This window comes from Micromonospora sp. NPDC049060, assembly GCF_040649055.1.
Classification (GTDB): domain Bacteria; phylum Actinomycetota; class Actinomycetes; order Mycobacteriales; family Micromonosporaceae; genus Micromonospora; species Micromonospora reichwaldensis.
This window is the reverse complement of the sequence record NZ_JBEZEV010000062.1, coordinates 1-20850: the sequence shown is the minus strand read 5'-3', so window position 1 is coordinate 20850 and position 20850 is coordinate 1. Positions and strand designations below refer to the sequence as shown.

Here is a 20850-nt window from a genome sequence, read left to right as displayed (position 1 = left end):
TGCCGTTGGGCCGCCGGGCGGCGCTGAGCTGTCGGGACCCGCGGGGCTGTCGGGCGCCGCTGGGCCGTCGGGCGCCGCTGGGCCGTCGGGCGGCGTCGGGCCGTCGGGCGGCGACCAGGCGGTGGGTACCGATCAGGGGGCGGGATCGCGCGAGCCGCCCGTGCTGCTGACCGAGCCGTTCGACACCCCGTGGCCGGCTGCGGGCATCGTCCGGGCGGTCCGGCGGCATGCCAGCCTCAGCCAGCGGGAGCTGGCCCGGTGGGCCGGGGTGAACCATTCCACCGTCGGGCGGATCGAGGCGGGCCGGATGGTGCCCAGCATCCTGCTCCTGCGCCGCATCATCGGGGTCGCCGGGTTCCGGCTGGCCGTCGTCGACGAGTTCGGGCGGGTGCTGAAGCCGATGCGGGACTGGCAGGACACCCGCGACGGGGCGGGGCGTCGATACCCCTCGCACCTGGACACCATTCTCGACCCCGAGCCGGGCGAGTGGTGGGCGGACATCTACGGGCTGGCCCGGCCGCCGGAGACGTTCTACCGCGACCGCCGGGTCCGCGACGCCATGCGGCGGCGCAGCCAGTGGGAGGTGCGGGTGGCGAAGTACCGCAGCGTGCCCCCGCCGCCGCGTGTGCCTCCACCGCCTCGCGTGCCCCCGCCGTCGCGGCTGCCCGGCCCGGGCTTGACGTGGTGAGCGGACGGCCCGCCGGCCAGGACGTTCCTGGGCGGCGGGCCGTCGGGGTGGGCTCCGGTGTGACGTCAGTCGTCGTCGGTGATGGTGCCCACGGCGAGAGGATCGGCCAGCCGCAGGCCGGGCACCCCGGCCACGACCAGGTTCACCTTCTCGTCGGCCTCCCGCTTCCGGTCACCGCGTACGGTCACCGGGAAGGCCAGCGACGTCTGCCCGGCGGCCAGGACCTTGCAGCCGACGTACGGGTCGTAGTCGGCGCCGGCCTGGGCCGTGGTGCCGTAGGTGGCGGCACAGAGCAGCACCGGCTGGGACAGCGGGCGCGACACGGTGACCGTGTAGGTCAGCGGCCGGGTGCCCCGGTCGCCCTCGGCCACCGGGGCGTCGCCGACGCTCAGCGACGCCCGGGAGCGGAAGCGGGCCACTTGCGGGTCGTGGTCGCTGGAACCCCGGCTGCCGTCGGCCGCGTGGTCGGCCGGCCAGTCGGCGTTGACGTGCGCGGCCCGCATCTCCACCAGGTCCCGGTGCAGTGCGCCGTTCACGAACAGGTGGTCCAGCGTCTGCGCCTGCCCCTCGAAGCTGTACGAGTAGGCGGACGACGGCGCGTCGGCGAGCAGGTCGTCCCACAGGTTGCGCATGCCCGCCCCGTACAGCGGCCCGAGCTGGTCCGATGGGGTGGGGTCCGCCGCCGTCGCGATGGGATCGTCGGGGCGGGGGAAGACGTTCAGGTCCCCGCCGTAGACCACCCGCGCGTGCGGGTCCGACGCCTCGATCGCGGTGACGATCGCGGCCCCGTACGCGGCCTGCTCCCGGCGCTGCCCGACCCGGCTGTCCGGGCCGGACGAGTAGTGGTTGCTGGCGGCCCAGAGCGTGTAACGCTCGGCGGAGCCGGGCGCGGCGGCGACCGTGAACTTGCCGAGCTGCGGTGCGCGGGTGAAGACGTTGTTCCCGTCCTTGCCGGTGGACGTGTCCACGTCGTCCGGCAGCACCGCGTTGAGCGCCTTCGGGTTCTGCACGTCCGCGTTGCCCGGCAGCGACGCCCCCCGGTACTCGACGGTCGGCGCCGAGCCCAGCAGCGGGTCGCCGGCGGTGGGCGCCGCCAGCGACACCCGGTCGGTGCGGAACAGGAACGCCGCGGTGATGCCCCGGGCGTCCGCGCCGGTGCGGTCGTACGCGGCCTGGTAGGCGGGGCCACCGGCGGCCGTGATGGCCAGCGCCAGGTCCTGGAGGCTGTCCGGCGCGCCGTCGGCGTTGTCCGTGGTGCCGCAGACCAGCGCGCCGCCGGAGACCGAGCAGATGTCCTGGTCCTCGGCCTCCTGCACCAGGATCAGGTCCGGGGAGTGCAGGTCGGTGGTGATCTGGTCGGCCAGCGCGACGAGCTGCTCGCGGTACTCCTGCTCGCTGCCGGGGACGTAGTCGAACGGCGGGCGCACCCCGGTGCAGCCGGCGTTGCCGGCGAAGTCGCAGCCGTCGAACGGGTCGTCACGGTAGTCGTACAGGTTCTCGACGTTGTAGGTCGCGACCGCCAGCTCCTCCGACCGGTTGGCCGGCTTCGGCGGGTTGTTCGCCGACGGGTCGGCCCCGCCGGTGAACGCCGCCGCCTCGACCTGCACGCCGTACTTCTCGAACGAGTAGTAGAGCCCGCCGACCGCGTCGGCGGTCAGCGTGTCGAACGTGCGCGCCGGCGGGAGCAGCGCGGCGCTGTCGCCCGTGGTGCCCTTCACGCCCATGCTGCCGAGCAGGACGCGCTGCCCGTTGCCGTCGTCGAAGCGGCGGGTCGGGTCGTTGTCGAGCGGGTGCGCGTCCCGGAACACCCGGCGGGCGTACGGGTCGGCGCGGTCGAGCAGCGGGTCGTCCCGGTCGATCACGAAGATCTCGGCGTCGGCGGTGGAGGCGAAGACGTTCCGCCCGCTCACCGCGCCGCTGCCGGCACGTACGCGCAGCCGGGCGCCCTCGTGCCGCTCGAAGAAGCGCTGCGCCGCCGCCACCTCGACCGGCGGCACGGCGTCGGTCACCTGGACCTCGGCGTTCACGTCCACGCCGGAGGCGATCCGGCGCACCAGCGACGCGCCGGAGAGCTGGGTGAAGTTGAAGTACTCGGAGACCCGGGCGCGCAGCACCACCTCGTCGCCGAGCGTCGGCACGTAGCCGCCGATCAGGGAGGTGAACGAGCCCATGAAGACGAAGATGCCGTCCGAGCTGGTCGGGTCGCCGTCAGTGGCGTCCTTGCGGCTCTGCAGAAAGAACCCGTGCTGGTCGCGGCCTGACGAGTCACGCGCGAGGGTCCGCTGGGTGATCACGCCGCGTACGTCGTACAGCGTGCTGCTGGTGCCGTTGCCGGAGGCCGGCGCGAGCGGCGACCGGTCGGCGGGGCCGGACTCGGCGTCGGTGGTCGGGCCCTGCACCTCGCCGACGGTCAGCTCCCGGGTCACCTGCACGGCCAGGGTGCAGGTGGCGGTGTCGCCGTCCGCGTCGGTGGCGGTCAGCACCACGGTGTACGCCCCGGCGGCCAGGTCGGCGCTCGTGCCGACCGTGGCGCGGGCGGTGCCGCCGACCGCGTCGGCCGGCGTGACCGCCGAGCGGCTGACGGAGCCGGTGGCCGGGGTCGGGCTGACCGAGGTGACCGCCAGGTCGACGATCCGGTCGTCCGGGTCGGTGGCGGTGACCTCCCGGGTGGCCGCCGTGCCGACCGAGGTCACCAGCGCCGGTCCGCAGGTGAGCGTGGCGGGCGCGTCGACCGGGCCGCCGCCGTCGACGACGTGCGCGCCGAGCCCGTCGAACGTGTCGACGGGGAAACCGGCCCACTGCGCGGCCGGGTCGAACGCGTCGGAGGGGTCGGTGTCGCCCGAGGTCACGGCGGCCGACCGGCGCAGCGTGTTGTCGGCGGTGCTGGTGACGCCGGTGCCCCACTCGGTGCCCGGGTCGACGCCGACCTGGCCGATCGAGTCGAGCACGGTGCCGCCCCGACGCAGCACGATCGCGTCGTCGCCGTTGAACAGGCTGGCACTGGTGGTCTGGTCGGCCCGGTCCAGGATGCCCGGCGCGGCCGAGGCGGCGGCGAGGACGAAGGCGTCGCCGGCCGCGACGGTGCCGGTGAGGGCCAGGTTCGTCGGCGTGGTGGAGCCGTTGAAGTGCAACTGGAGCTGGTAGCCGCCGGCGGCCAGGTCGACGGCGGCGCCGGTGCCGTTGAACAGCTCGATCGCCTTGTTGTTCGACGAGCCTTCGACGTACTCGGAGATGAAGAGGTCGGTGGGCGCGGCGCTGGCCGCGGTGGGTGCGACGCCGACAGCCGCGACGGTCACGGCGGCGGTGGCGGTCGCGAGCGCGGCAAGAGTGCGGCGCGGGCGCATGAGGCCTCCACGATGGGTGGGCGGGGAACTAACGCACGTTAAGGGGCGGTGCTGACCGCCGTCCATCCCCCACCGGACAGTTTCGTGAACGTTCCGGTCAGCGTCCGGCGTCGAGGCGGTGCACCAGCTCGGCCACGTCGATGCTGTATTCGCACCATTCGCGGTCCGGGCGGTAGCCCAACTCGGCGTTGACCTTGAGCATGGCCTCGTTGGCCTGCGCGTTCCAGGTCTGCACCTCGGTCAGCTCCGCCTCCGCCGAGCGCAGCTCCATCAGCATCCGGGCCTTGATCGCCCGGTCGATGCCGTAGCCCCGGTGGTCCTGCACGACGATGGTGTCGTACTGGTCGGCGCGGGTGGGATGCTGGACCGGCACGACCACCTCGGTCAGCCCCGCCACCTCACCGGTCTGCTCGTGCAGGGCGAGCACGATGTAGGGCTTCATGCCCCGCCGGTGCAGGCAGTCCAGACTGTCGCGCAGCCGCTGCGGGTCGTAGGAGCTGGGGCGCAGCTCGCCGTCCTCGACGTCGCGCACCTCCGCCTTGGCCCGCGCGTACGTCTCGATCAGCTCGTCCGGCGGGCCGCCGGGGTGGAACTCCAGGTGGTAGCCCGCGCCGATGCCGGTGGCCATCTCGGACAGCTCGGCCCAGTCCACCCCGGACAGGTCCAGCACGCTGCGGGTCTCGACGTACTCCTTCGAGAAGCCGAGCGACTCGTAGAAGGCGACGGCCGGCGTGTCGCCGACCACCTCGACCCCGATCGACTGGAATCCCTCCTGGTAGACCCGCCTGGCGGCGGTCAGGACGAGGTCCCGCCCGAGGCCCGTGCGCCGCTCCGCCGGGTGCACCAGCACCTCCAGCACCCCGATGTCACCGAGCAGCAGCACGTGCACGTGGCCCAGGATCGCCCCCGGGCTGCCGTCGGCCGCCGGCTCCGCCTGGGCGACCCAGGAGATCCGCCGCTCGCCGGGCATCACCTCGGCGAGGTATTCCCGCATGGAAGTCTCCCGCCACGGCGGGTCCTGCGGCAGATCGGCCGCCAGGACCGCGTTCAGCGTGTCCAGCAGCGACGCGATCTCGGCGGACGACGCGGTCCTGGGGTCCCACTCGCGCACCATCACCCGTCTAGCTTGCCGCTAACCGCTGCCCGGGGGAAGTGTCCAGTTCTCCAATGTATGCAGACGATCACTTCACGTGCGGCTCGCCTGTCCGTACCGGTTGGCGGTGTCGTAGACGTCCTGGGCGTACCGGCGGACGTCGTTGTAGGACAGGATCGCGTTCCACCAGTCGGCGGGGATGGTCAGGTTCCGGCCGCCCTTGCAGAGGTAGTTGCCGGCGGCGAGGGCGGCGTCGTCCAGGTCGTGCGGGTCCTTGACGCCGTCGTTGTCGGCGTCGGCGCCGATCTCCTGCCAGGTCGTCGGGATGAACTGCATGGGCCCGACTGCCCGGTCGAGGACCGGGTCCTTGTCCATCACACCGCGGTCCGTGTCGGGGATCCGCATCCGGCCGCCCTGCCCGTCGAGCGGCAAGCCGATGATCTCGGGCAGCGCCTTGCCGTCCGGGCGGAGCGTCGCGTTGTTGGCCTGGCCGTGCCCCGACTCGACGAACCCGATGGCCGCCAGGGTGGTCCAGCTCAGCCCGCAGCTGCGGTTGGTCTGGGCGAGCACCACCTCGGCGTAGCCGTACGCCTGCATGGCCACCGGCGAGATGCCGACCTTCGGCCCGACCTGGGCGGCCCAGCCGGCCAGCGCGTCCGACGGCCGACCGGTGATCCCGCCGGGGAGCGGACCGGGCGGCACCGTCCCGCCGGGCAGCACCGTGCCGCCGGGCAGTGGCGTCTGACCGGGCAGCACCGGGCCGCCGGGCAGTGGGGTACCGCCGGGCAGCGGTGCCTGCGGAACGGTGGTCGGCGCGGTGGAGGTGGCGTCGACCGCGACCGGACGGGGTCCCCGGGCCGTCGCGGGCACCAGCAGCGCACCCGCCGCAGCCGTCGCCGCGACCAGGGCGAGCAGGAACACCCCGGGCAGGGTGAGCCGCCCGCTGGGCCGCCGCGACCAGTCCCGGGTCGCGCGGGCGGCGCCCATCGCGACCCGGTGCGGCGGCCGGCGTACGGCGTGCGCGAACTGCACCCGGCGGCGCCGGGGCCCGGTGGCCGGTTTCGTGGTGGGCACGTCGACCTTCGTCTCCGCGAGGTCGCCCGTGGCCGACGCCGCGCCGGCGTCGTCACCGGTCTTCGCCCCGGGCCCGGTCGTGGAGGCCCCGGCCGCGCCGCCGGCCTTCGTGTCGGAGGCGGTTGCGTCGCCCGGCTTCGCGCCCGTGCCGGCGCTGTCGCCCGGCTTCCCGGTCGTGGCTGGCTTCGCGTCGTCGGCCGGCTTCGCCTTCTCGGCGGTGGGGTCGGTCGCCGGCCTGGTTTCCGTGGCCGGCTTCGTGTCGCCGGCGGCGGTGGATCTCAGCCAGGGGCGGCGCGGACGCGGCAACCGCGTCGCGGGTTCGGGCGCGGCGCCGGAACCGGCGAGCGGCCCGTCGATCGGTGCCGCCGGCCGCAGGGGCCGAAGGGTCGTCCTGTCCTCGCCGTCCACCACAAGTTGAGTATCACCCATGTCCCCCCGTACGTCAGGACCGGTCGTACCCTGGTGCCATGCCCCGGTACGAGTTCCGTTGCCGCGCCTGCGGCGACACCTTCGAGGTCAACCGTCCGATGTCGCAGGCCGCTGAGCCGGCGTCCTGCCCGCAGGGGCACGCCGACACCGTCAAGCTCCTCTCCACCGTCGCCGTCACCGGCCGGGGCGGCGGCGGTGCGGCCGGTGGCGCGCCGGCGCCGGCCCGTGGGGGTTGTTGCGGCGGTGGCTGCGGCTGCTGACCTGCGGGCCCGCAGTCGGCTCCGGCCGACCGTTCTCACGATGCGTGATGGTCCGGTATCAGGCAGCATGAGTCCGACGTCACGGGCGGAGGTTCCACCATGTCGCCACGGATCCACCTTCCGAGCGGGTTGGTGACCTTCGTCTTCACCGACATCGAGGGTTCCACCCGGTTGGCCCAGCTGCTCGGCCCGGACTACCGCCCGGTGCTGCGGGAGCACCGCCGGCTGCTGCGCCGCACGATCGCCGCGACCGAGGGCGCGGAGCTGCTGACCGAGGGGGACTCGTTCTTCCTCGTCTTTCCCGACGCGACCGCCGCGCTGACCGCCTGCCTGACCGCGCAGCGGGCGCTGGCGAGCCACGAGTGGCCCACCGCCGACGCCATGCCCCGGGTCCGGATGGGGCTGCACACCGGCTGGGCGGAGCCGCGCGACGGCGAGTACGTCAGCCCGGAGGTGCACCGCGCGGCCCGGATCGCCGCCGCCGCCCACGGCGGTCAGGTGCTCTGCTCGGCGTCGACGGAGCGGCACGCCCAGCCGCTGCCGCCCGACGCGTCCCTGCACGACCTGGGCCTGCACCGGCTGCGCGGCTTCGACGACCGGGAGCGGCTCTTCCAACTGGTCGCCCCCGGCCTGGAGCGGCAGTTCCCGCGGCCCCGCACCGCCGACGCGTCCGCGCACAACCTGCCGACCCCGGTCACCTCGTTCGTCGGCCGGCACGCCGAGCGGACCGAGCTGAAGCGGCTGGTGGAGGCGCACCGGCTGGTCACCGTCCTCGGCGCGGGGGGTGCGGGCAAGACGCGGTTGGCCGTGGAGCTCGCCGTCGACCTGGTGGAGTCGCATCCGGACGGTGTCTGGTTCGTCGACGTCGCCGCGGTCACCGACCCGGGGCTGGTGGCGTTCGAGGTCGCCGCCGTGCTCGGTCTGCGTCCCGAGCCGGGCCGCCCGATGGTCGACACGCTTGTGGAGTACGCGGCCGCGCGCCGGATGCTCGTCCTGCTGGACACCTGCGACGCCCAGCCGGCCGCCTCGGCCGACGTGATCTCCCGGCTGCTCGCCGGCGGGGTGGGTGTCCGGGTGCTCGCCACCAGCCGGGAGTCGTTCGGCCTGCCGGGCGAGGTGGTCTGGCGGATCCCGTCGCTGTCGGTCGACCCGCCGGTGGGCGGGGCGGAGAGCGACGCGGTCGCGCTGCTGCTGGACCGGACGGCGGCGGCCCGGGGCGGCCGGCCGCCGGACCCGGGGGAGTCGGCCGACCTGCGGCGGGTGGTGCGGCGGTTGGACGGGCTGCCGCTCGCCATAGAGCTGGCCGCCGCCCGGCTGCGGGTGCTCTCCGTCGGGCAGCTCGCCGAGCGCCTCGACGACGTGCTGGGCACCCTCGACGCGGGCCGGGAGGACCCGGAGCCGCCGGTGGAGCCGGACCGGGCGGACGGTCGGCCGGACACGGTGGACCTGGTGGCGGCCGTGGGGATGGTGCCGCCCAGCCCGGCCGTCCGGGCGGTGCAGCGTTCCGCCACCGAGCGGCACCTGACGATGCAGGCCACTGTCACCTGGTCGTACCGCACGCTGGGGCCGCGCGCCGCCCGGCTGCTGCGCTGGCTGGCGGTCTTCGCCGGCCCGGTCGACCTGGCGACGGTGGAGTGGCTGCTCGGCGACGACCCGCTCGATCCGCTCTCGGTGCTTGTCGACAAGTCGATGGTGCTGGCGGAGCCGCACGCCTCGGGCAGCACCTACCGGATGCTCGACCCGATCCGGGCGTACGCGGCGCGGCGGCTGGCGGAGGCGGGGGAGGAGAAGTCGGCCCGCAACCGGCACGTGGCGTGGTCGACGCACGCGATGGAGCGCGCCCACCTGGGCCCGGACGGGCGGCCGGTGACCCTGTCGCTCTACGCCCTCGACCCGCTCGCCGGCGAGCTGCGCGCCGCGCTGCGCTGGTGCGCCACCGGCGGCAGTGCCCGGGCCGGCCTGCGGCTGGCCGGGGGACTCGACCAGTGGTGGCGGGAGCGGGGCCTGGCCCGGGAGGGGCGGCTCTGGCTGTTCCGGCTGTACGGGCGGATCGCCGAGACGGGGGAGCGGATCCCGGAGGCCGAGCTGGCGGCGGCGTACCACATGCACTCGCTGCACGCCGGCGCGGACGGCGAGTTCGCCGAGGAGCTGCGCTACTCCCAGCGGGCGGAGGCGGCGGCCCGGCAGGCGGGCGACGCCGGCCTGCTCGCCCGGGTGCTCGCCGGGCGGGCGGCCCCGCTGGTCGACATGGGACAGTTCGCGGAGGCGGAGCGGATCTGCCGCGAGGTGATCGACTGGGCGTCCGGCCAGGAGGTGCTCGGCGACGCGCTCTTCGGGGTGTTCAGCCTGGCCGAGCTGCTCTGGCGGCGGGGCGCCCTGGACGAGGCGGCCGAGCTGCTGGGCGCGGCCCGCCCGGTGGAGGCGGCCCGCCCGGTGGAGCGGGGGCGGCGCTCGGTCGACATGCTGCTCGGGATGGTCGCCCTGGCGCGCGGGGACCTGGTCGCCGCGCACGAGCATCTCCAGGTGGCGCTGCGCTCGCGGATGAGCCACGGCTTCCACGGTCGGGCCTGCGACACGCTCAACGCGATGGCCGTGCGCTGCGCGGCCGGCGGTGACGGGTTGACGGCGGCCCGCCTGTTCGGCGCGGCGGGGGCGACCCGGGCGAGCATGCGCTGCGCCCCGGGCATCTACGGCGGGTACTGGGCGCAGCGGCAGGGGGAGCTGCGCCAGGAGTTGGGCGACGCGACCTTCGACGGCGCGTACGGCGAGGGGACCGAGCTGGGGCTGGAGGAGGCGGCGGCGCTGGCCCTCGCCGTCGAACATCCGGACCTGGCGGTCGGCTCGGCGAGGTTCGGCGCCGGTCACGCCCGCGTGGCTCCCCGCCAGTCCGTCGCCCCGGACCGTCGCCGTCACCACACCGGCCACGCCTGACGGCGGGGTGGGACCCGCCGGTCGGGGTCCGCGTCATCGGGCTGGCCGGGGACGCGAACCCCTTGGCGTACGGGCGCGGTCAGCGCAGGGCGGCGCGGCTCTCGGCGTCTGCCTTCATCCGGGCGGCGCGGTCGATGTCGGACTGCTGCACGGCGGCGAGCGAGCCGAAGGCCTTGACGGCCTGGTAGTACGTCCAGGCGAGGCTGGTGCAGGCGGGCCGCACGGCCGCGTTGTACGTGGCGCAGACCCGCTTCAGGTCGGCGTAGAAGGCGTCGTCGAGGCGGGCCTTGTTCGCCGAGAACCGGCCCATCGCCTTGTAGTTGCGGTAGCCGAAGTCGTGCCGGTAGCAGGAGAGGTTGAACGTGAAGCCGAGCGGGTTGTCCGGGCTCGACGAGCAGTAGTCGGTCGACCAGTTGAATCCGTACGCCGCCCAGGCGCCCTGGTTGAGCCGGCCGGAGTTCCAGGAGCTGTAGCTGGAGGCGCTCGTCTGCGTCCAGCTGGAGAGGACGGACAGCTTCTGCGAGGTCGTGACGGCGGCGGCGGGGGAGGAGACCCCGAAGACGAAGAGCATCGTCAGCACGGCCGAGGCGAGCAGGGTGGTGAGGCGTTTGGGCACGGGTACCTCCGCGGGGGATGTGCGGGTGGGGACGGGGGTTACCGGCGGGTCACCGGAGTGCCGAACAGTGTCGATCATGAATGGTTCCGGGGGATGCGGTGCCCACCGACATTTGGTGACAGGCGTCGAAACAGACGAATGCCCCGGGCGCCAGGGGCACCCGGGGCATTCGGTGTCACGTCAGCGGACGAACGCCGGCGGGCTGGCCGGGCTCTCGTTCGCCAGTCGGTCGAGCGCGGTCACGTAGTAGGTGTACCGCTTGCCGGCCTCGGCGGTGGTGTCCACCCAGGACTGCGTCCGGCTGTCCGCGTCGGCGCGGACCGTGTCGACGAGGTGCGCCGCGTCGGCGAAGTCGCACCGGCCGGCCAGGCCGGTCCCGTCGAAGCGGTAGACCGCGTACGACGTGGCGGTGCCGAGCGGGCCCACGCCGTCAGCCGGCTGGAGCCAGTTCAGGCGGACCCCGTCGGACTGCCGCGCGGCCTTGGTGACCACCGGCATGAGCAGCGGCTTCTTCGGCAGGTGCGTCATGGTCGGGATCAGCGCCGGGCGGGAGTAGTGCTCGGCGGCGTAGATGTCGGTCGCGCCGAGCCGGTTGGCCCGCACCTGCACGGCCGAGAAGTGGACGTTGCCCAGGACCTCCGGGTACTGCCGGTTCAGCGTCAGGTGGTTGGACAGCTCCTGCGGGTTCATCCAGAAGGAGCCGTAGGCCGGGTCACCGCTCTTGTAGTCGGCCTGCCCGATGTAGAGCTGCACCCGGGTGCCCTTGACCACGTCCGCCCACCACGGCACCAGCCGGGTGTAGTCGGCGGCCGGGTACTGGCCCATGTACCAGTAGAGCTGCGGCACGATGTAGTCGATCCACTCCTCCTTGACCCACTTGCGGGTGTCGGCGGAGATGATGTCGTACGACTGGCTGCCGGTGGTGTCCGAGCCCAGCGGGTCGGCCGACTGGTTGCGCCAGATGCCGAACGGGCTGACGCCGAACTTCACCCACGGCTTCTCGGCCTTGATCTTGGCGTTCATCTCCTGGACCAGCAGGTTGATGTTGTCCCGCCGCCAGTCGGCCTTGTCGGTGAAGCCCCGGTTGTGCGCCGCGAAGGTGGCGTCGTCGGGCACCTGGTGGGTGCCGCTCGGGTAGGGGTAGAAGTAGTCGTCGAAGTGCACGCCGTCGACGTCGTACCGCTTGACCGCGTCCATCATCGCGGTCTGCACGAACTCGCGGACCTCGGGGATGCCGGGGTTGTAGTAGAGCCGGCTGCCGGCCACCCCGGCCGGCGGGTAGGCGAAGGTCCACTCGGGGTGCTCGCGGACCGGGTGGTTGGGCGCGAGCTGGTTGATGTCGGCGCCGGCGCCGCCCGGGGCGGGCATGGAGATGCGGTACGGGTTGAACCAGGCGTGGAACTCCAGGTTGCGCTTGTGCGCCTCCTCGACGACGAACTTCAGCGGGTCCCAGCCCGGGTTCTCGCCGCGGACCCCGGTCAGGTACTCCGACCAGGGCTCGTGGGGCGAGGGCCAGAACGCGTCGGCGGTCGGCCGGATCTGGACGACCACGGCGTTGTGGTTGAGCCGCTCGGCGAGGTCGAGCAGCTGGCGGTACTCGGCCTGCTGCGCGGATACGCGGTCCGGCGACGTCTGGGACGCCTTGCTCGGCCAGTCGATGTTGACGACCGAGGAGATCCACATGGCCCGGAACTGCCGCTTCGGCGTGGCCGGGTCGGTGACGCAGGAGGTGGTGGAGGCGGCGGTGGTCGCCGCGTCGGGTGCCGCGCTCGCCGGGGTGGCGGCGACGAGCGCGCCGAGCAGTGCGGCGGCCAGCCCGGCGGCTCCGAGCCGAGTTGCCTTCATGCGGTGTGTCCCTTCGTTGGGGCTCCCGTGTCAGGGGTTCATCGCGGCGCAGACGGCAAGATTCGCCGTTGACATTCTGCCGCTGGTAGGAAATTTTCACACCTCACGGGCTCTGCGCAAGAGTCTGGGCGCGATCGATCCGTCCGTCCACGCCGGCTCCCCCTAGTGGCCGGGCTCACGGGACGCGCCGTGGCGTGGCGCACACGGCGGGTGCTGGCCCGAATAGCCCGAGACGTCAGGGTTTCTGTTGCGGCCCCGCCGTCGGGCCCTTGACGACGGGCTTGCCGTCGGTCCAGACGACCTCGTCGAGCCAGACCTGGCGGCTTTGTACAACGTTGTAAGCAACGTTGTAAAGAGCCGCTCACGCGGTAAAGTGCGCGCCATGGGGGAGGGCGACGTGGTGCGGCACAGGCTCAAGGACGTGGCGGAGCGCGCCGGCGTGTCGGTGAAGACCGTCTCCAACGTGGTCAACGGCTACGTGCACGTCCGGCCCGACACCCGCGCCCGGGTCGAGGAGGCCATCGCCGAGCTGAACTACCGGCCCAACCTCTCCGCGCGCAACCTCCGCAAGGGGCGCACCGGGATCATCGCGTTCGCGGTCCCCGAACTGGACATCCCCTACTTCGCCGAGCTGGCCCGGCACGTCGTCACGGCCGCGGCCGAGCTGGGCTGGACGGTGCTGATCGACCAGACCGGCGGCGGTCGGGAGCAGGAGCGGGTGGCCGCGTCGGGCATCACCGAGCACCTGATCGACGGGCTGATCTTCAGCCCGCTGGCGCTCACCGCCGAGGACCTCACCGGGCTGGCCGGCACCCCGATGGTGCTGCTCGGCGAGCGGGTCGACCACGGTCCCGCCGACCACGTCGGGATCGACAACGTGGGCGCCGCCCGGGAGATCACCGCCCACCTGGCCGGCCTCGGCCGGCGCCGGATCGCCGCCATCGGCTCGCAGCGCACCCCCGAGGGGGCCAGCGCCCGGCTGCGGCTCGCCGGCTACACCGCCGCGCTCGCCGACGCCGGCCTCCCGTACGACGAGCGGCTGGTGGCGCCCGCGACGGCCTGGCACCGCGCGGACGGCGCCGCCGCGATGCGCGGCCTGCTGACCTCCGGCGTACGCCCCGACGCGGTCTTCTGCTTCAACGACACCCTCGCCCTGGGCGTCCTGCGCGCCCTGCACGAGGCGGGCCTGCGCGTCCCCGAGGACGTGGCGGTGGCCGGTTTCGACGACATCGAGGACGGCCGCTTCTCCGTGCCCACCCTGAGCACCATCGCGCCGGACAAGGAGCGCATCGCCCGGCTGGCGGTGGAACTGCTCGCCGGCCGGATCGACGGCGACCGCACCGCCCCGCCCCGGGAACTCTCGGCCCCCTGGCGCCTGGCCCCCCGCGAGAGCACCCTCGGCCGCTGACCCCCGGCTGGCAGGGGTGGCGGTCAGTCGAAGAAACGGGCCAGGTGGGCGGGGGTGGGGCCGTCCGCGTCCGGGGGCAGCGGGGTGAGGTCGGCGAAGATCGAGGCGCCGTCGCAGCCGACGTGCAGGGGATACCAGCGCGGGGTGCCCGGCGGGCGCTGGAGGCAGACGCCCTTGAACGTCTGCACGTCGAGCAGCCGGACGTGGGTCGGGTCGGCGACGGCGTTCACGTGCCGCCACCACGGGCTCATCACGTGCAGCACGCCGCCCGGTCGGAGCGCCCGGTGGCACTCGTCGACAAGCGGCAGGAAGTCGATCAGGTGCTCCAGGATGTGCACCGCGAAGAAGACGTCCACCGAGTCGTCGGCCAGCGGCAGCGAGCCGGAGAGGTCCGCCACCGCGTCCACCCCCGGGGCCGGGAAGATGTCCAGCCCCAGGTTGCCCGGCCACTGCTTGGTGGCGCCGCAGCCCAGGTCGACCACCACCGGGTCGCGCCCGCCGACGCGTACCCGGCACCAGACGCCGAGCACGCCGGCGAGCCGGCCGACCCGGTCCCGGACCAGGCGCAGCTCGTCCTGCCCGGCGACCTCGCCGCTGAGGTGGGCCACCCCCCGGTCGAAGCGCACCTCGACCGCGAGGTCGCGCAGCCGGTCGTCGTGCCGGGCCTGGTCGACCCAGGCCTCGGTGAGGAATCCGTCGACCGCCCGCAGCCGCTCGGCCGAGGGCGGATTCTGTGCCAGCGCGACCATCCGGGCCACCTCCCGCCGGCCGATACCCGGATCCCCGCCCGTTATGCCCCGGACGCCCCGAGCAGGGCGGGCGGTCAGCCGCCGATCGTCCGCCGGGGGCGTCCGCCGCCGCGCATCCGCTGCCGGGGCGGCGGGGCGGCCGCCTTGGGCCGCTTGAGGTGGTAGCGGTGCAGCTCGCTGTTGCCGGGCATGGACGGGTCCTCGCTCATCGCGACCAGCTCCCAGCCCTGGTCACCGGCCCGGTTCAGGTGGGCCAGCGCGGTGTCGCCGTAGGGCGTCACGTCGACCATCGAGCCGTCCGGGCCGTACCAGACGAAGACGATCTCCCAGCCGATGTCGGTGGTGGCCGCCTGGCGGCGGCGGACCAGCAGCGCGTACTCCCACTTGAGCATGGGGTCATTCTCACCCGCCGCGAGCGGGTCGGCACGGATCAATCCTCGGCGATCCGCCCGGCGGCCACCCGCAGCCGCCGGTTCGTGGTCACGGCGTCGAGCATCCGCCGGTCGTGGGTGACCAGCAGCAGCGTGCCCGGGTAGCTGGCCAGCGCCGACTCCAGCTGCTCGATGGCGGGCAGGTCCAGGTGGTTCGTCGGTTCGTCCAGCACCAGCAGGTTCACCCCGCGCCCCTGGAGCAGCGCCAGCGCCGCCCGGGTCCGCTCGCCCGGCGACAGGGTCGCCGCCGGCCGCAGCACGTGCCCCGCGCGCAGGCCGAACTTGGCCAGCAGCGTGCGCGCGTCCGCCGGCGACAGCTGCGGTACGGCGGCGCCGAACGCGTCGATAAGCGGCACGTCGCCGAGGAACAGTCCCCGGGCCTGGTCCACCTCGCCGACCACCACGCCCGGGCCGAGCGCGGCGTGCCCGGAGTCGAGGGGGAGCCGGCCCAGCAGGGCGGCGAGCAGGGTGGACTTGCCGGAGCCGTTCGCCCCGGTCACCGCCACCTTGTCGGCCCAGTCGATCTGGAGGGTCACCGGGCCGAGGGTGAAGTCGCCCCGGCGTACGACGGCGTCGCGCAGCGAGGCCACGACGGCGCCGGCGCGGGGCGCAGCGGCGATCTCCATCCGCAGCTCCCACTCCTTGCGCGGCTCCTCGACCACCTCCAGCCGCTCGATCAGGCGCTCGGTCTGCTTGGCCTTGGCCGCCTGCTTCTCGGTCGACTCGGCGCGGAACTTGCGGCCGATCTTGTCGTTGTCGGTGGCCTTGCGGCGGGCGTTCTTCACGCCCTTCTCCATCCAGGCCCGCTGGGTGCGGGCGCGCGCCTCCAGGCCGGCCCGGGTGTCGGCGTACTCCTCGTAGTCCTCCCGCGCGTGCCGGCGGGCGACCTCGCGCTCCTCCAGGTAGCCCGCGTAGCCGCCGCCGTAGTGCCGGACCTGCTGCTGGTGCAGGTCCAGTTCCAGCACGCGGGTGACCGTGCGGGCGAGGAACTCCCGGTCGTGGCTGACCAGCACCGTGCCGGCGCGCAGCCCGGTGACGAACTCCTCCAGCCGCTCCAGGCCGGCCAGGTCCAGGTCGTTGGTCGGCTCGTCGAGCAGGAACACGTCGTAGCGGCTGAGCAGCAGCGAGGCCAGCCCGGCCCGGGCCGCCTGGCCGCCGGAGAGGCCCGTCATCGGGTGCTCCAGGTCGACCGTGAGCCCCAGCTCGGCGGCCACCTGCTCGGCCCGTTCCTCCAGGTCCGCCCCGCCGAGGGCGAGCCAGCGCTCCAGGGACTCGGCGTACGCGTCGTCGGCGCCGGGCACGCCGTCGGTGAGCGCGGCCGTCGCCGCGTCCAGCGCCGCCTGCGCGGCGGTGACGCCGGTGCGCCGCGCCAGGAAGTCCCGCACGGTCTCGCCGGGCCGCCGCTCGGGCTCCTGCGGCAGGTGCCCGACGCTCGCCGTGGGCGGGCTGAGGGTCACGCTGCCGGCCTCCACCGGCAGCAGTCCGGCGAGGGTACGCAGCAGCGTCGACTTGCCGGCCCCGTTCGGCCCGACCAGCCCCACCACGTCCCCCGGTGCGACCACCAGGTCCAGCCCGGCGAACAGTGCCCGGTCCCCGTGCCCCGCGGCCAGCCCCTTGACGATCATCGTCGCGCTCATCAACCCCCGACCCTATCCGCCCCGTTGGCCCACCCTCGCTTCGCGCCCCGGGAGGTACGCGGCACACTGCTCGGGTGGTGACCACACTGGCGATCGACTGTGGCGGCGGCGGGATCAAGGCATCCGTGCTGGACGAGGCGGGCACGATGCGCGCCCGGCCGCTGCGGGTGCCCACGCCGTACCCCCTGCCGCCGGCGCTCTTCGTGAAGACGCTGCTGGACCTCGCCGGCCGGCTGCCCACGGCGGACCGGCTCACCGTCGGCCTGCCGGGCATGATCCGGCACGGGGTGGTGGTGGCCACCCCGCACTACGTGACCCGCTCCGGGCCCCGGTCGAAGGTCGACCCGGGCCTGGTCGCCCAGTGGTCCGGGTACGACGCGCGGACCGCGCTCGCCGAGGCGTTCGGGGTGCCGGCGCTGGTGCTCAACGACGCCGAGGTGCACGGCGCCGGCGTGGTCGCCGGGACCGGCTGCGAGCTGGTGCTGACCCTCGGCACCGGGCTGGGCAGCGCGCTCTTCGACGGCGGGGTGCTCGCCCCGCACCTGGAGCTGTCCCACGCGCCGGTGCGCTGGAACACCACCTACGACACGTACGTGGGGGAGCCGGAGCGGCGCCGGCTCGGGGACGCGTTCTGGTCCCGCCGCATCCGTCAGGTCGTTGACGGGCTGCGCCCGGTGTTCCGCTGGGACCGGCTCTACCTGGGCGGCGGCAACTCCCGGCTGATCCGGCCCGAGCAGCTCGTGCGGATGGGCGACGACGTGGTGGTGGTGCCCAACACCGCCGGCATCGTCGGCGGCGTACGCGCCTGGGAGCTGGCCGCCGGCCGGCACGGCGCCCCCACCTGACCCGGCCCGCGCGGTTCCCGGGCCCCGGGAACAGTCGCGGTACGGCTGATGTTGTGCCAGCGTCGGGACAGTGGCGCGACACGAGGGGGTGGGTCGGATGGACCTTCTGGCCGAGTACCGGCGGGCGACCATGTTCTTCGAGGCCGGTGACCCGACCGGGGCTGCCCGGCTGCTCGAGCCGATCGTCGAGGCCGAGCCCGGCAACGCCTCGGTACGCCAGCTGCTCGCCCGCGCGTACTTCCAGTCGGCCCAGCTCAACCGCGCCGAGGCGCAGCTGCGGGAGCTGATCGACCGGGACCCCGCCGACCACTACGCCCACCACGTGCTGGGCCGCACGCTGGAGCGGCTCAACCGGCCCGCCGACGCGCTGCGGCACCTGCGCATCGCGGCGGCCATGCACAGCGGCAACGACGACTACCGCACCGCCCTGGACCGGGTGCAGACCCGGGTCGAGGGCACCCGCTGACGGCGGCCGGATCGACGCCTGGATGCGGGCACACGGGCGGGGCAGCTCCACCGAGCTGCCCCGCCCTCGCGTTCGTCACGGGGACGCGCGACGCCGAGCGCCTGGGTGATCAGGACGCCATGGACGTCAAAGTCGTCGGATGACGTCCATGGCGTCCTGATCACCGGTCGGTGTGCCGGCGGCGGCGGGCGGCCTACCATCGGCGTCATGGGACGTGAGCCGGCGGCGGGTACGCGATGAAGCTGAAGCTGGACCTGCACGACATCTTCAACAAGGGCCAGGACATCGACCGGGCCCTGCGCGGGATCATGGACGAGGCCGTGGCGAAGAAGGCCACCCTGGTCGAGATCATCCCCGGCAAGGGCTCCGGCCAGCTCAAGAAGCGGGTGCTGCGCTTTCTCGACCAGAAGGACGTCAAGCAGCTCTACCACCGGGTCGAGAAGGACTCGAAGAACTTCGGCCGCCTCTTCGTGCACTTCCGCTGGAAATAGTCACGGCATGGCCCTTGACCTGGATCTTAGGCCGCTTACAGGGCCACTGGACCAAGATCATGCCGTCTCCAGGCCGTTGCCGGCTTCCGGGCCGTCGTCGGCCGCCTGGTCCTCGCCGAACGCCTTGTCGATCGCCCGCCGGGTGCGGTCCTCGCTCGTCGGCAGCAGGTGCGTGTAGGTCCGGAGGGTGAAGCCGGGATCGCGACTGCTTGGACATGTGTCCAGCGGCGAGGTAACTGCACCGCCAAGTGCTGGCGGGCAAGGTCCGCCGCCGACCCCACCTCTTCACTCATAGGCTGAGGGTACGTTCGTTGCCTTGCTGGTGCGACGCCGTGGTCCTGGCCGGCGGACAGTCGGTAGGTGACCTCCGTCGTTGCCGGCCTCGAACGTGCTGAGCCCGGTGGTTCGATAGCCGCGCAGGAGGCGTGCGAGTTCGTCGGGGTCAACAGACGCCGCCGCCACCAGAGCTGCCAGCATCTGCGACCGGCTGACTGGAGTGCCAGCCGCTGCAGCTGCGCGTACTAGCAGCTCAAGTCGGTCGTCCACGGCCTGCGGCCACATCAGTAGCGTTCGACGTCGCTCTGCCTGTGCAAGCAAATCCATCGGCGCGCCCCTGTCTCATCTCAAGTATATCCATTATATACTAAGCGCTTGCGCGACGGCTCGGCTTACCAGCTGAGCAAGCAGCACATCCGTGAGGAGCTAGGTGATGTCCTGTGGTACGTCGCGATGTTGGCGGCCGAGTTCGGGCTTGACCTGGAGGACGTAGCCGCAGCGAGCCTGGAGAAGGTTAAGGATCGGTGGCGCCCGAGTGAGCTGGACCAACCGCTTCTCGATCACGAGGCGCCTGAGCATGAGCAGCTTCCTCGCCTCGCACGCTTCACCTTCACTCCTACTGTGCGAGAGAGTGACGGCCGGACGGTCATCAGCCTGACCTGCGACGGACAGCCCGTTGGTGACCCGCTTACGGATGCCTCACACCTGGACGATGACTACTGCTTTCATGACGCGTTCCACCTGGCGTACCTCGCGGTACTCGGCTGGTCGCCCGTGATGCGCTCGCTGCTGCGACGGAAGCGGAAGAGCGTGCCAGATATCGACGAGGCGGAGGACGGCGGTCGTGCCATCGCGATCGAGGAGGGCATCTCGGCGATGGTCTTCTCGTACGCATCGCGGCACGGCTTCTTTGAGGGAATCCGCCATGTGGACAACGAGCTGCTGAAGACGATCGGCAGTATGGTTGCCCATCTTGAAGTCAGTGTGCATCGGTCGGCGGACTGGGAGCGCGCCATCATGGTTGGCTACGAGTGCTGGCGGCAGCTTCGCGAGCAGAAGGGCGGTGTCCTTGAGGTGGACATGCTGCAGCGGACTATGCGAGTGGTTTAGCCTGAACCACCGGTAGAAATGCTTCGGTCCGGCTCCCTCTAGGAGCCGGACCTTTCGCGTTGATCAGGCTGCTGTTAGCTTCCGCACGACGTATTGGTTGAGGCTCAGCCCATCCTCTGCGGCGTGGGTTGCCAGCTCGCGGTGGAGACTTTCTCCGACGCGAACGTTGAACTTGCCTGAGTAGCTACGTTCGGCGAAGGGCTCCGGCACTTCTTCACCCTGCTGCTCCATGTCTGCGATTACCTCACGCAGTAGATTTTGGAGCCCCTGCAGAGCCTCGATTTGAGAAGAAGCCAGCCACGAAAGAGACGGAAACTCGGCGCAGGTGGCGACGAACTCGTTGTCCTGGGCCGACCACGTAACGCGGTAGGTGTAGTGGGTTACCTCGGGAGGGGCAACGGTCTGCATCACATGGCCTCCTTCTTTTCGATCGCCTTTAACACTTGCCGTACCTGGTACGCCTTGGCCTTGCCTTTGTCGTTCTGGATATTTACGCGCGGGTCCCCCGCCCACGGCATCTTGAACACTGCGTGGGAAGTGCCGTCTTGCCGTGGCTCCCCGAAGTGGTGCTTACACACCCTCTTGAGATCGCTGTAGGCGATGTTCTGTGGGTTGCTTCGCATCGCCTCTATGATCTTGTCTACCGAGGGCACGCCTCGATGGTACTACCCGTGGTACCGCCTCGCAACACCTCCGGGTGCGTGCCTACCCGTAACCATGCCTGCCCATGCTGCGGCAAGGTCTCCCAGCTGCGTCAGCGAAGGCGGGATGTCGCCATGCCTCCATCGACAGGCTGGTTCAGTCAGCCTTTTTCATCCTGCGTAGCGGTTGGCTTCGACGTGGTGCAGAACGAGGATGGCCTGCACAATCGTGGTCGTTCGCCGTGGGCAGCAGCGCAGCTTGACCAGGATCTTCCAGGTCTTGAGTGTGGCGATCGTCCGTTCGCCGCGGGCGCGGATCTTCGCGTGGGTCCGGTTCACGGCCTTCTGCCGGCGTGACAGCTTGGGCCGGAAGCGGCGCCGCTTGAATGGCGTGCGCACGCTGCCGCGAGCACCTTGATAACCCTAATGGGTGCAGAGCGGGTCGGGCTCTTGCCGCGACTCCTTTGATATCCCCGGCGTTCGACGCCTCACGATAAGGCGGGAGCTGCTGCGTGG

Annotated in this window: 18 protein-coding genes and 1 pseudogene; 8 read left to right on the top strand and 11 right to left on the bottom strand. The window is 72.6% G+C overall.

Features of this window, described 5'->3' with window-relative positions; translation table 11 throughout:
* The first annotated feature begins 121 nt into the window (after window positions 1–121).
* The gene (locus tag AB0B83_RS20905) at window positions 122–688 is read left to right on the top strand and encodes a helix-turn-helix transcriptional regulator (RefSeq protein ID WP_357579593.1); all 567 of its coding nucleotides are present in this window, start codon (window positions 122–124) and stop codon (window positions 686–688) included.
* Window positions 689–753: 65 nt separating this feature from the next.
* On the opposite strand, the gene AB0B83_RS20900 is transcribed toward AB0B83_RS20905, so the two are convergent.
* The 3 genes from AB0B83_RS20900 to AB0B83_RS20890 all read right to left on the bottom strand — a co-directional run bounded on the left by AB0B83_RS20900 (window position 754) and on the right by AB0B83_RS20890 (window position 6610).
* The gene (locus AB0B83_RS20900; protein WP_357579592.1) at window positions 754–4032 is read right to left on the bottom strand and encodes a lamin tail domain-containing protein; all 3279 of its coding nucleotides are present in this window, start codon (window positions 4030–4032) and stop codon (window positions 754–756) included.
* A gap of 97 nt (window positions 4033–4129) precedes the next feature.
* Window positions 4130–5146 carry a GNAT family N-acetyltransferase gene (locus AB0B83_RS20895; protein ID WP_357579607.1) on the bottom strand — a complete coding sequence of 339 codons (1017 nt, stop codon included), beginning with the start codon at window positions 5144–5146 and terminating at the stop codon, window positions 4130–4132.
* A 72-nt stretch (window positions 5147–5218) separates the two neighbouring features.
* Complete coding sequence (locus AB0B83_RS20890; RefSeq protein ID WP_357579606.1) at window positions 5219–6610, bottom strand: lytic murein transglycosylase; 1392 nt, start codon at window positions 6608–6610, stop codon at window positions 5219–5221.
* 56 nt (window positions 6611–6666) lie between these two features.
* On the opposite strand from AB0B83_RS20890, the gene AB0B83_RS20885 reads away from it, so the two are divergent.
* Window positions 6667–6888: a zinc ribbon domain-containing protein gene (locus AB0B83_RS20885; protein ID WP_357579591.1), complete on the top strand. Its 222-nt coding sequence runs from the start codon at window positions 6667–6669 to the stop codon at window positions 6886–6888.
* Window positions 6889–6987: 99 nt separating this feature from the next.
* On the top strand, window positions 6988–9819 hold the full coding sequence (locus AB0B83_RS20880) for an adenylate/guanylate cyclase domain-containing protein (protein ID WP_357579590.1): 2832 nt from the start codon (window positions 6988–6990) through the stop codon (window positions 9817–9819).
* Between the two features lie 79 nt (window positions 9820–9898).
* On the opposite strand, the gene AB0B83_RS20875 is transcribed toward AB0B83_RS20880, so the two are convergent.
* Both AB0B83_RS20875 and AB0B83_RS20870 read right to left on the bottom strand, forming a co-directional pair.
* Window positions 9899–10435 carry a phospholipase gene (locus tag AB0B83_RS20875; RefSeq protein ID WP_357579589.1) on the bottom strand — a complete coding sequence of 179 codons (537 nt, stop codon included), beginning with the start codon at window positions 10433–10435 and terminating at the stop codon, window positions 9899–9901.
* A 180-nt stretch (window positions 10436–10615) separates the two neighbouring features.
* Window positions 10616–12280 (bottom strand): family 10 glycosylhydrolase, encoded by a 1665-nt coding sequence (locus AB0B83_RS20870; protein WP_357579588.1) that lies wholly within the window; start codon window positions 12278–12280, stop codon window positions 10616–10618.
* A 400-nt stretch (window positions 12281–12680) separates the two neighbouring features.
* Between AB0B83_RS20870 and AB0B83_RS20865 the strand changes: the two genes are divergently transcribed.
* On the top strand, window positions 12681–13688 hold the full coding sequence (locus tag AB0B83_RS20865) for a LacI family DNA-binding transcriptional regulator (protein ID WP_357579605.1): 1008 nt from the start codon (window positions 12681–12683) through the stop codon (window positions 13686–13688).
* A 23-nt stretch (window positions 13689–13711) separates the two neighbouring features.
* On the opposite strand, the gene AB0B83_RS20860 is transcribed toward AB0B83_RS20865, so the two are convergent.
* The 3 genes from AB0B83_RS20860 to AB0B83_RS20850 form a co-directional block, all read right to left on the bottom strand.
* Window positions 13712–14437, bottom strand: coding sequence for a methyltransferase domain-containing protein (locus tag AB0B83_RS20860; RefSeq protein ID WP_357579587.1), 726 nt, complete (start codon window positions 14435–14437; stop codon window positions 13712–13714).
* A gap of 74 nt (window positions 14438–14511) precedes the next feature.
* Window positions 14512–14829, bottom strand: a complete 318-nt coding sequence (locus AB0B83_RS20855; protein ID WP_357579586.1) for a hypothetical protein — start codon at window positions 14827–14829, stop codon at window positions 14512–14514.
* Between the two features lie 38 nt (window positions 14830–14867).
* Complete coding sequence (locus AB0B83_RS20850) at window positions 14868–16505, bottom strand: ABC-F family ATP-binding cassette domain-containing protein (protein WP_357579585.1); 1638 nt, start codon at window positions 16503–16505, stop codon at window positions 14868–14870.
* Between the two features lie 74 nt (window positions 16506–16579).
* On the opposite strand from AB0B83_RS20850, the gene AB0B83_RS20845 reads away from it, so the two are divergent.
* The 4 genes from AB0B83_RS20845 (at window position 16580) to AB0B83_RS20830 (ending at window position 19693) form a co-directional block, all read left to right on the top strand.
* The gene (locus AB0B83_RS20845; RefSeq protein WP_132230825.1) at window positions 16580–17350 is read left to right on the top strand and encodes an ROK family protein; all 771 of its coding nucleotides are present in this window, start codon (window positions 16580–16582) and stop codon (window positions 17348–17350) included.
* 97 nt (window positions 17351–17447) lie between these two features.
* Window positions 17448–17816, top strand: coding sequence for a tetratricopeptide repeat protein (locus AB0B83_RS20840; protein ID WP_357579584.1), 369 nt, complete (start codon window positions 17448–17450; stop codon window positions 17814–17816).
* A 236-nt stretch (window positions 17817–18052) separates the two neighbouring features.
* Window positions 18053–18307 carry a Smr/MutS family protein gene (locus tag AB0B83_RS20835; protein WP_088987488.1) on the top strand — a complete coding sequence of 85 codons (255 nt, stop codon included), beginning with the start codon at window positions 18053–18055 and terminating at the stop codon, window positions 18305–18307.
* A gap of 651 nt (window positions 18308–18958) precedes the next feature.
* Entirely contained in the window at window positions 18959–19693 is a 735-nt protein-coding gene (locus tag AB0B83_RS20830; protein ID WP_357579583.1) for a nucleoside triphosphate pyrophosphohydrolase family protein, read from the top strand.
* Between the two features lie 63 nt (window positions 19694–19756).
* On the opposite strand, the gene AB0B83_RS20825 is transcribed toward AB0B83_RS20830, so the two are convergent.
* From AB0B83_RS20825 to AB0B83_RS20815, 3 genes and pseudogenes are all read right to left on the bottom strand, one after another.
* Entirely contained in the window at window positions 19757–20101 is a 345-nt protein-coding gene (locus AB0B83_RS20825) for a toxin-antitoxin system HicB family antitoxin (protein ID WP_357579582.1), read from the bottom strand.
* Window positions 20101–20346, bottom strand: a complete 246-nt coding sequence (locus tag AB0B83_RS20820; protein WP_357579581.1) for a toxin HicA — start codon at window positions 20344–20346, stop codon at window positions 20101–20103. Before AB0B83_RS20820 ends, AB0B83_RS20825 begins: the two co-directional genes overlap by 1 nt.
* Before the next feature lie 159 nt (window positions 20347–20505).
* Window positions 20506–20757, bottom strand: a pseudogene (locus AB0B83_RS20815) (transposase family protein); the annotation flags it as partial.
* Between the last annotated feature and the right edge of the window lie 93 nt (window positions 20758–20850).

Coding starts and splice junctions, on each gene's coding strand:
- AB0B83_RS20850 (WP_357579585.1), bottom strand. CDS start 16,505: ATGAGCGCGACGATGATCGTCAAGGGGCTGGCCGCGGGGCACGGGGAC.
- AB0B83_RS20895 (WP_357579607.1), bottom strand. CDS start 5,146: ATGGTGCGCGAGTGGGACCCCAGGACCGCGTCGTCCGCCGAGATCGCG.
- AB0B83_RS20825 (WP_357579582.1), bottom strand. CDS start 20,101: ATGCAGACCGTTGCCCCTCCCGAGGTAACCCACTACACCTACCGCGTT.
- AB0B83_RS20900 (WP_357579592.1), bottom strand. CDS start 4,032: ATGCGCCCGCGCCGCACTCTTGCCGCGCTCGCGACCGCCACCGCCGCC.
- AB0B83_RS20860 (WP_357579587.1), bottom strand. CDS start 14,437: ATGGTCGCGCTGGCACAGAATCCGCCCTCGGCCGAGCGGCTGCGGGCG.
- AB0B83_RS20840 (WP_357579584.1), top strand. CDS start 17,448: ATGGACCTTCTGGCCGAGTACCGGCGGGCGACCATGTTCTTCGAGGCC.
- AB0B83_RS20870 (WP_357579588.1), bottom strand. CDS start 12,280: ATGAAGGCAACTCGGCTCGGAGCCGCCGGGCTGGCCGCCGCACTGCTC.
- AB0B83_RS20855 (WP_357579586.1), bottom strand. CDS start 14,829: ATGCTCAAGTGGGAGTACGCGCTGCTGGTCCGCCGCCGCCAGGCGGCC.
- AB0B83_RS20835 (WP_088987488.1), top strand. CDS start 18,053: ATGAAGCTGAAGCTGGACCTGCACGACATCTTCAACAAGGGCCAGGAC.
- AB0B83_RS20880 (WP_357579590.1), top strand. CDS start 6,988: ATGTCGCCACGGATCCACCTTCCGAGCGGGTTGGTGACCTTCGTCTTC.
- AB0B83_RS20885 (WP_357579591.1), top strand. CDS start 6,667: ATGCCCCGGTACGAGTTCCGTTGCCGCGCCTGCGGCGACACCTTCGAG.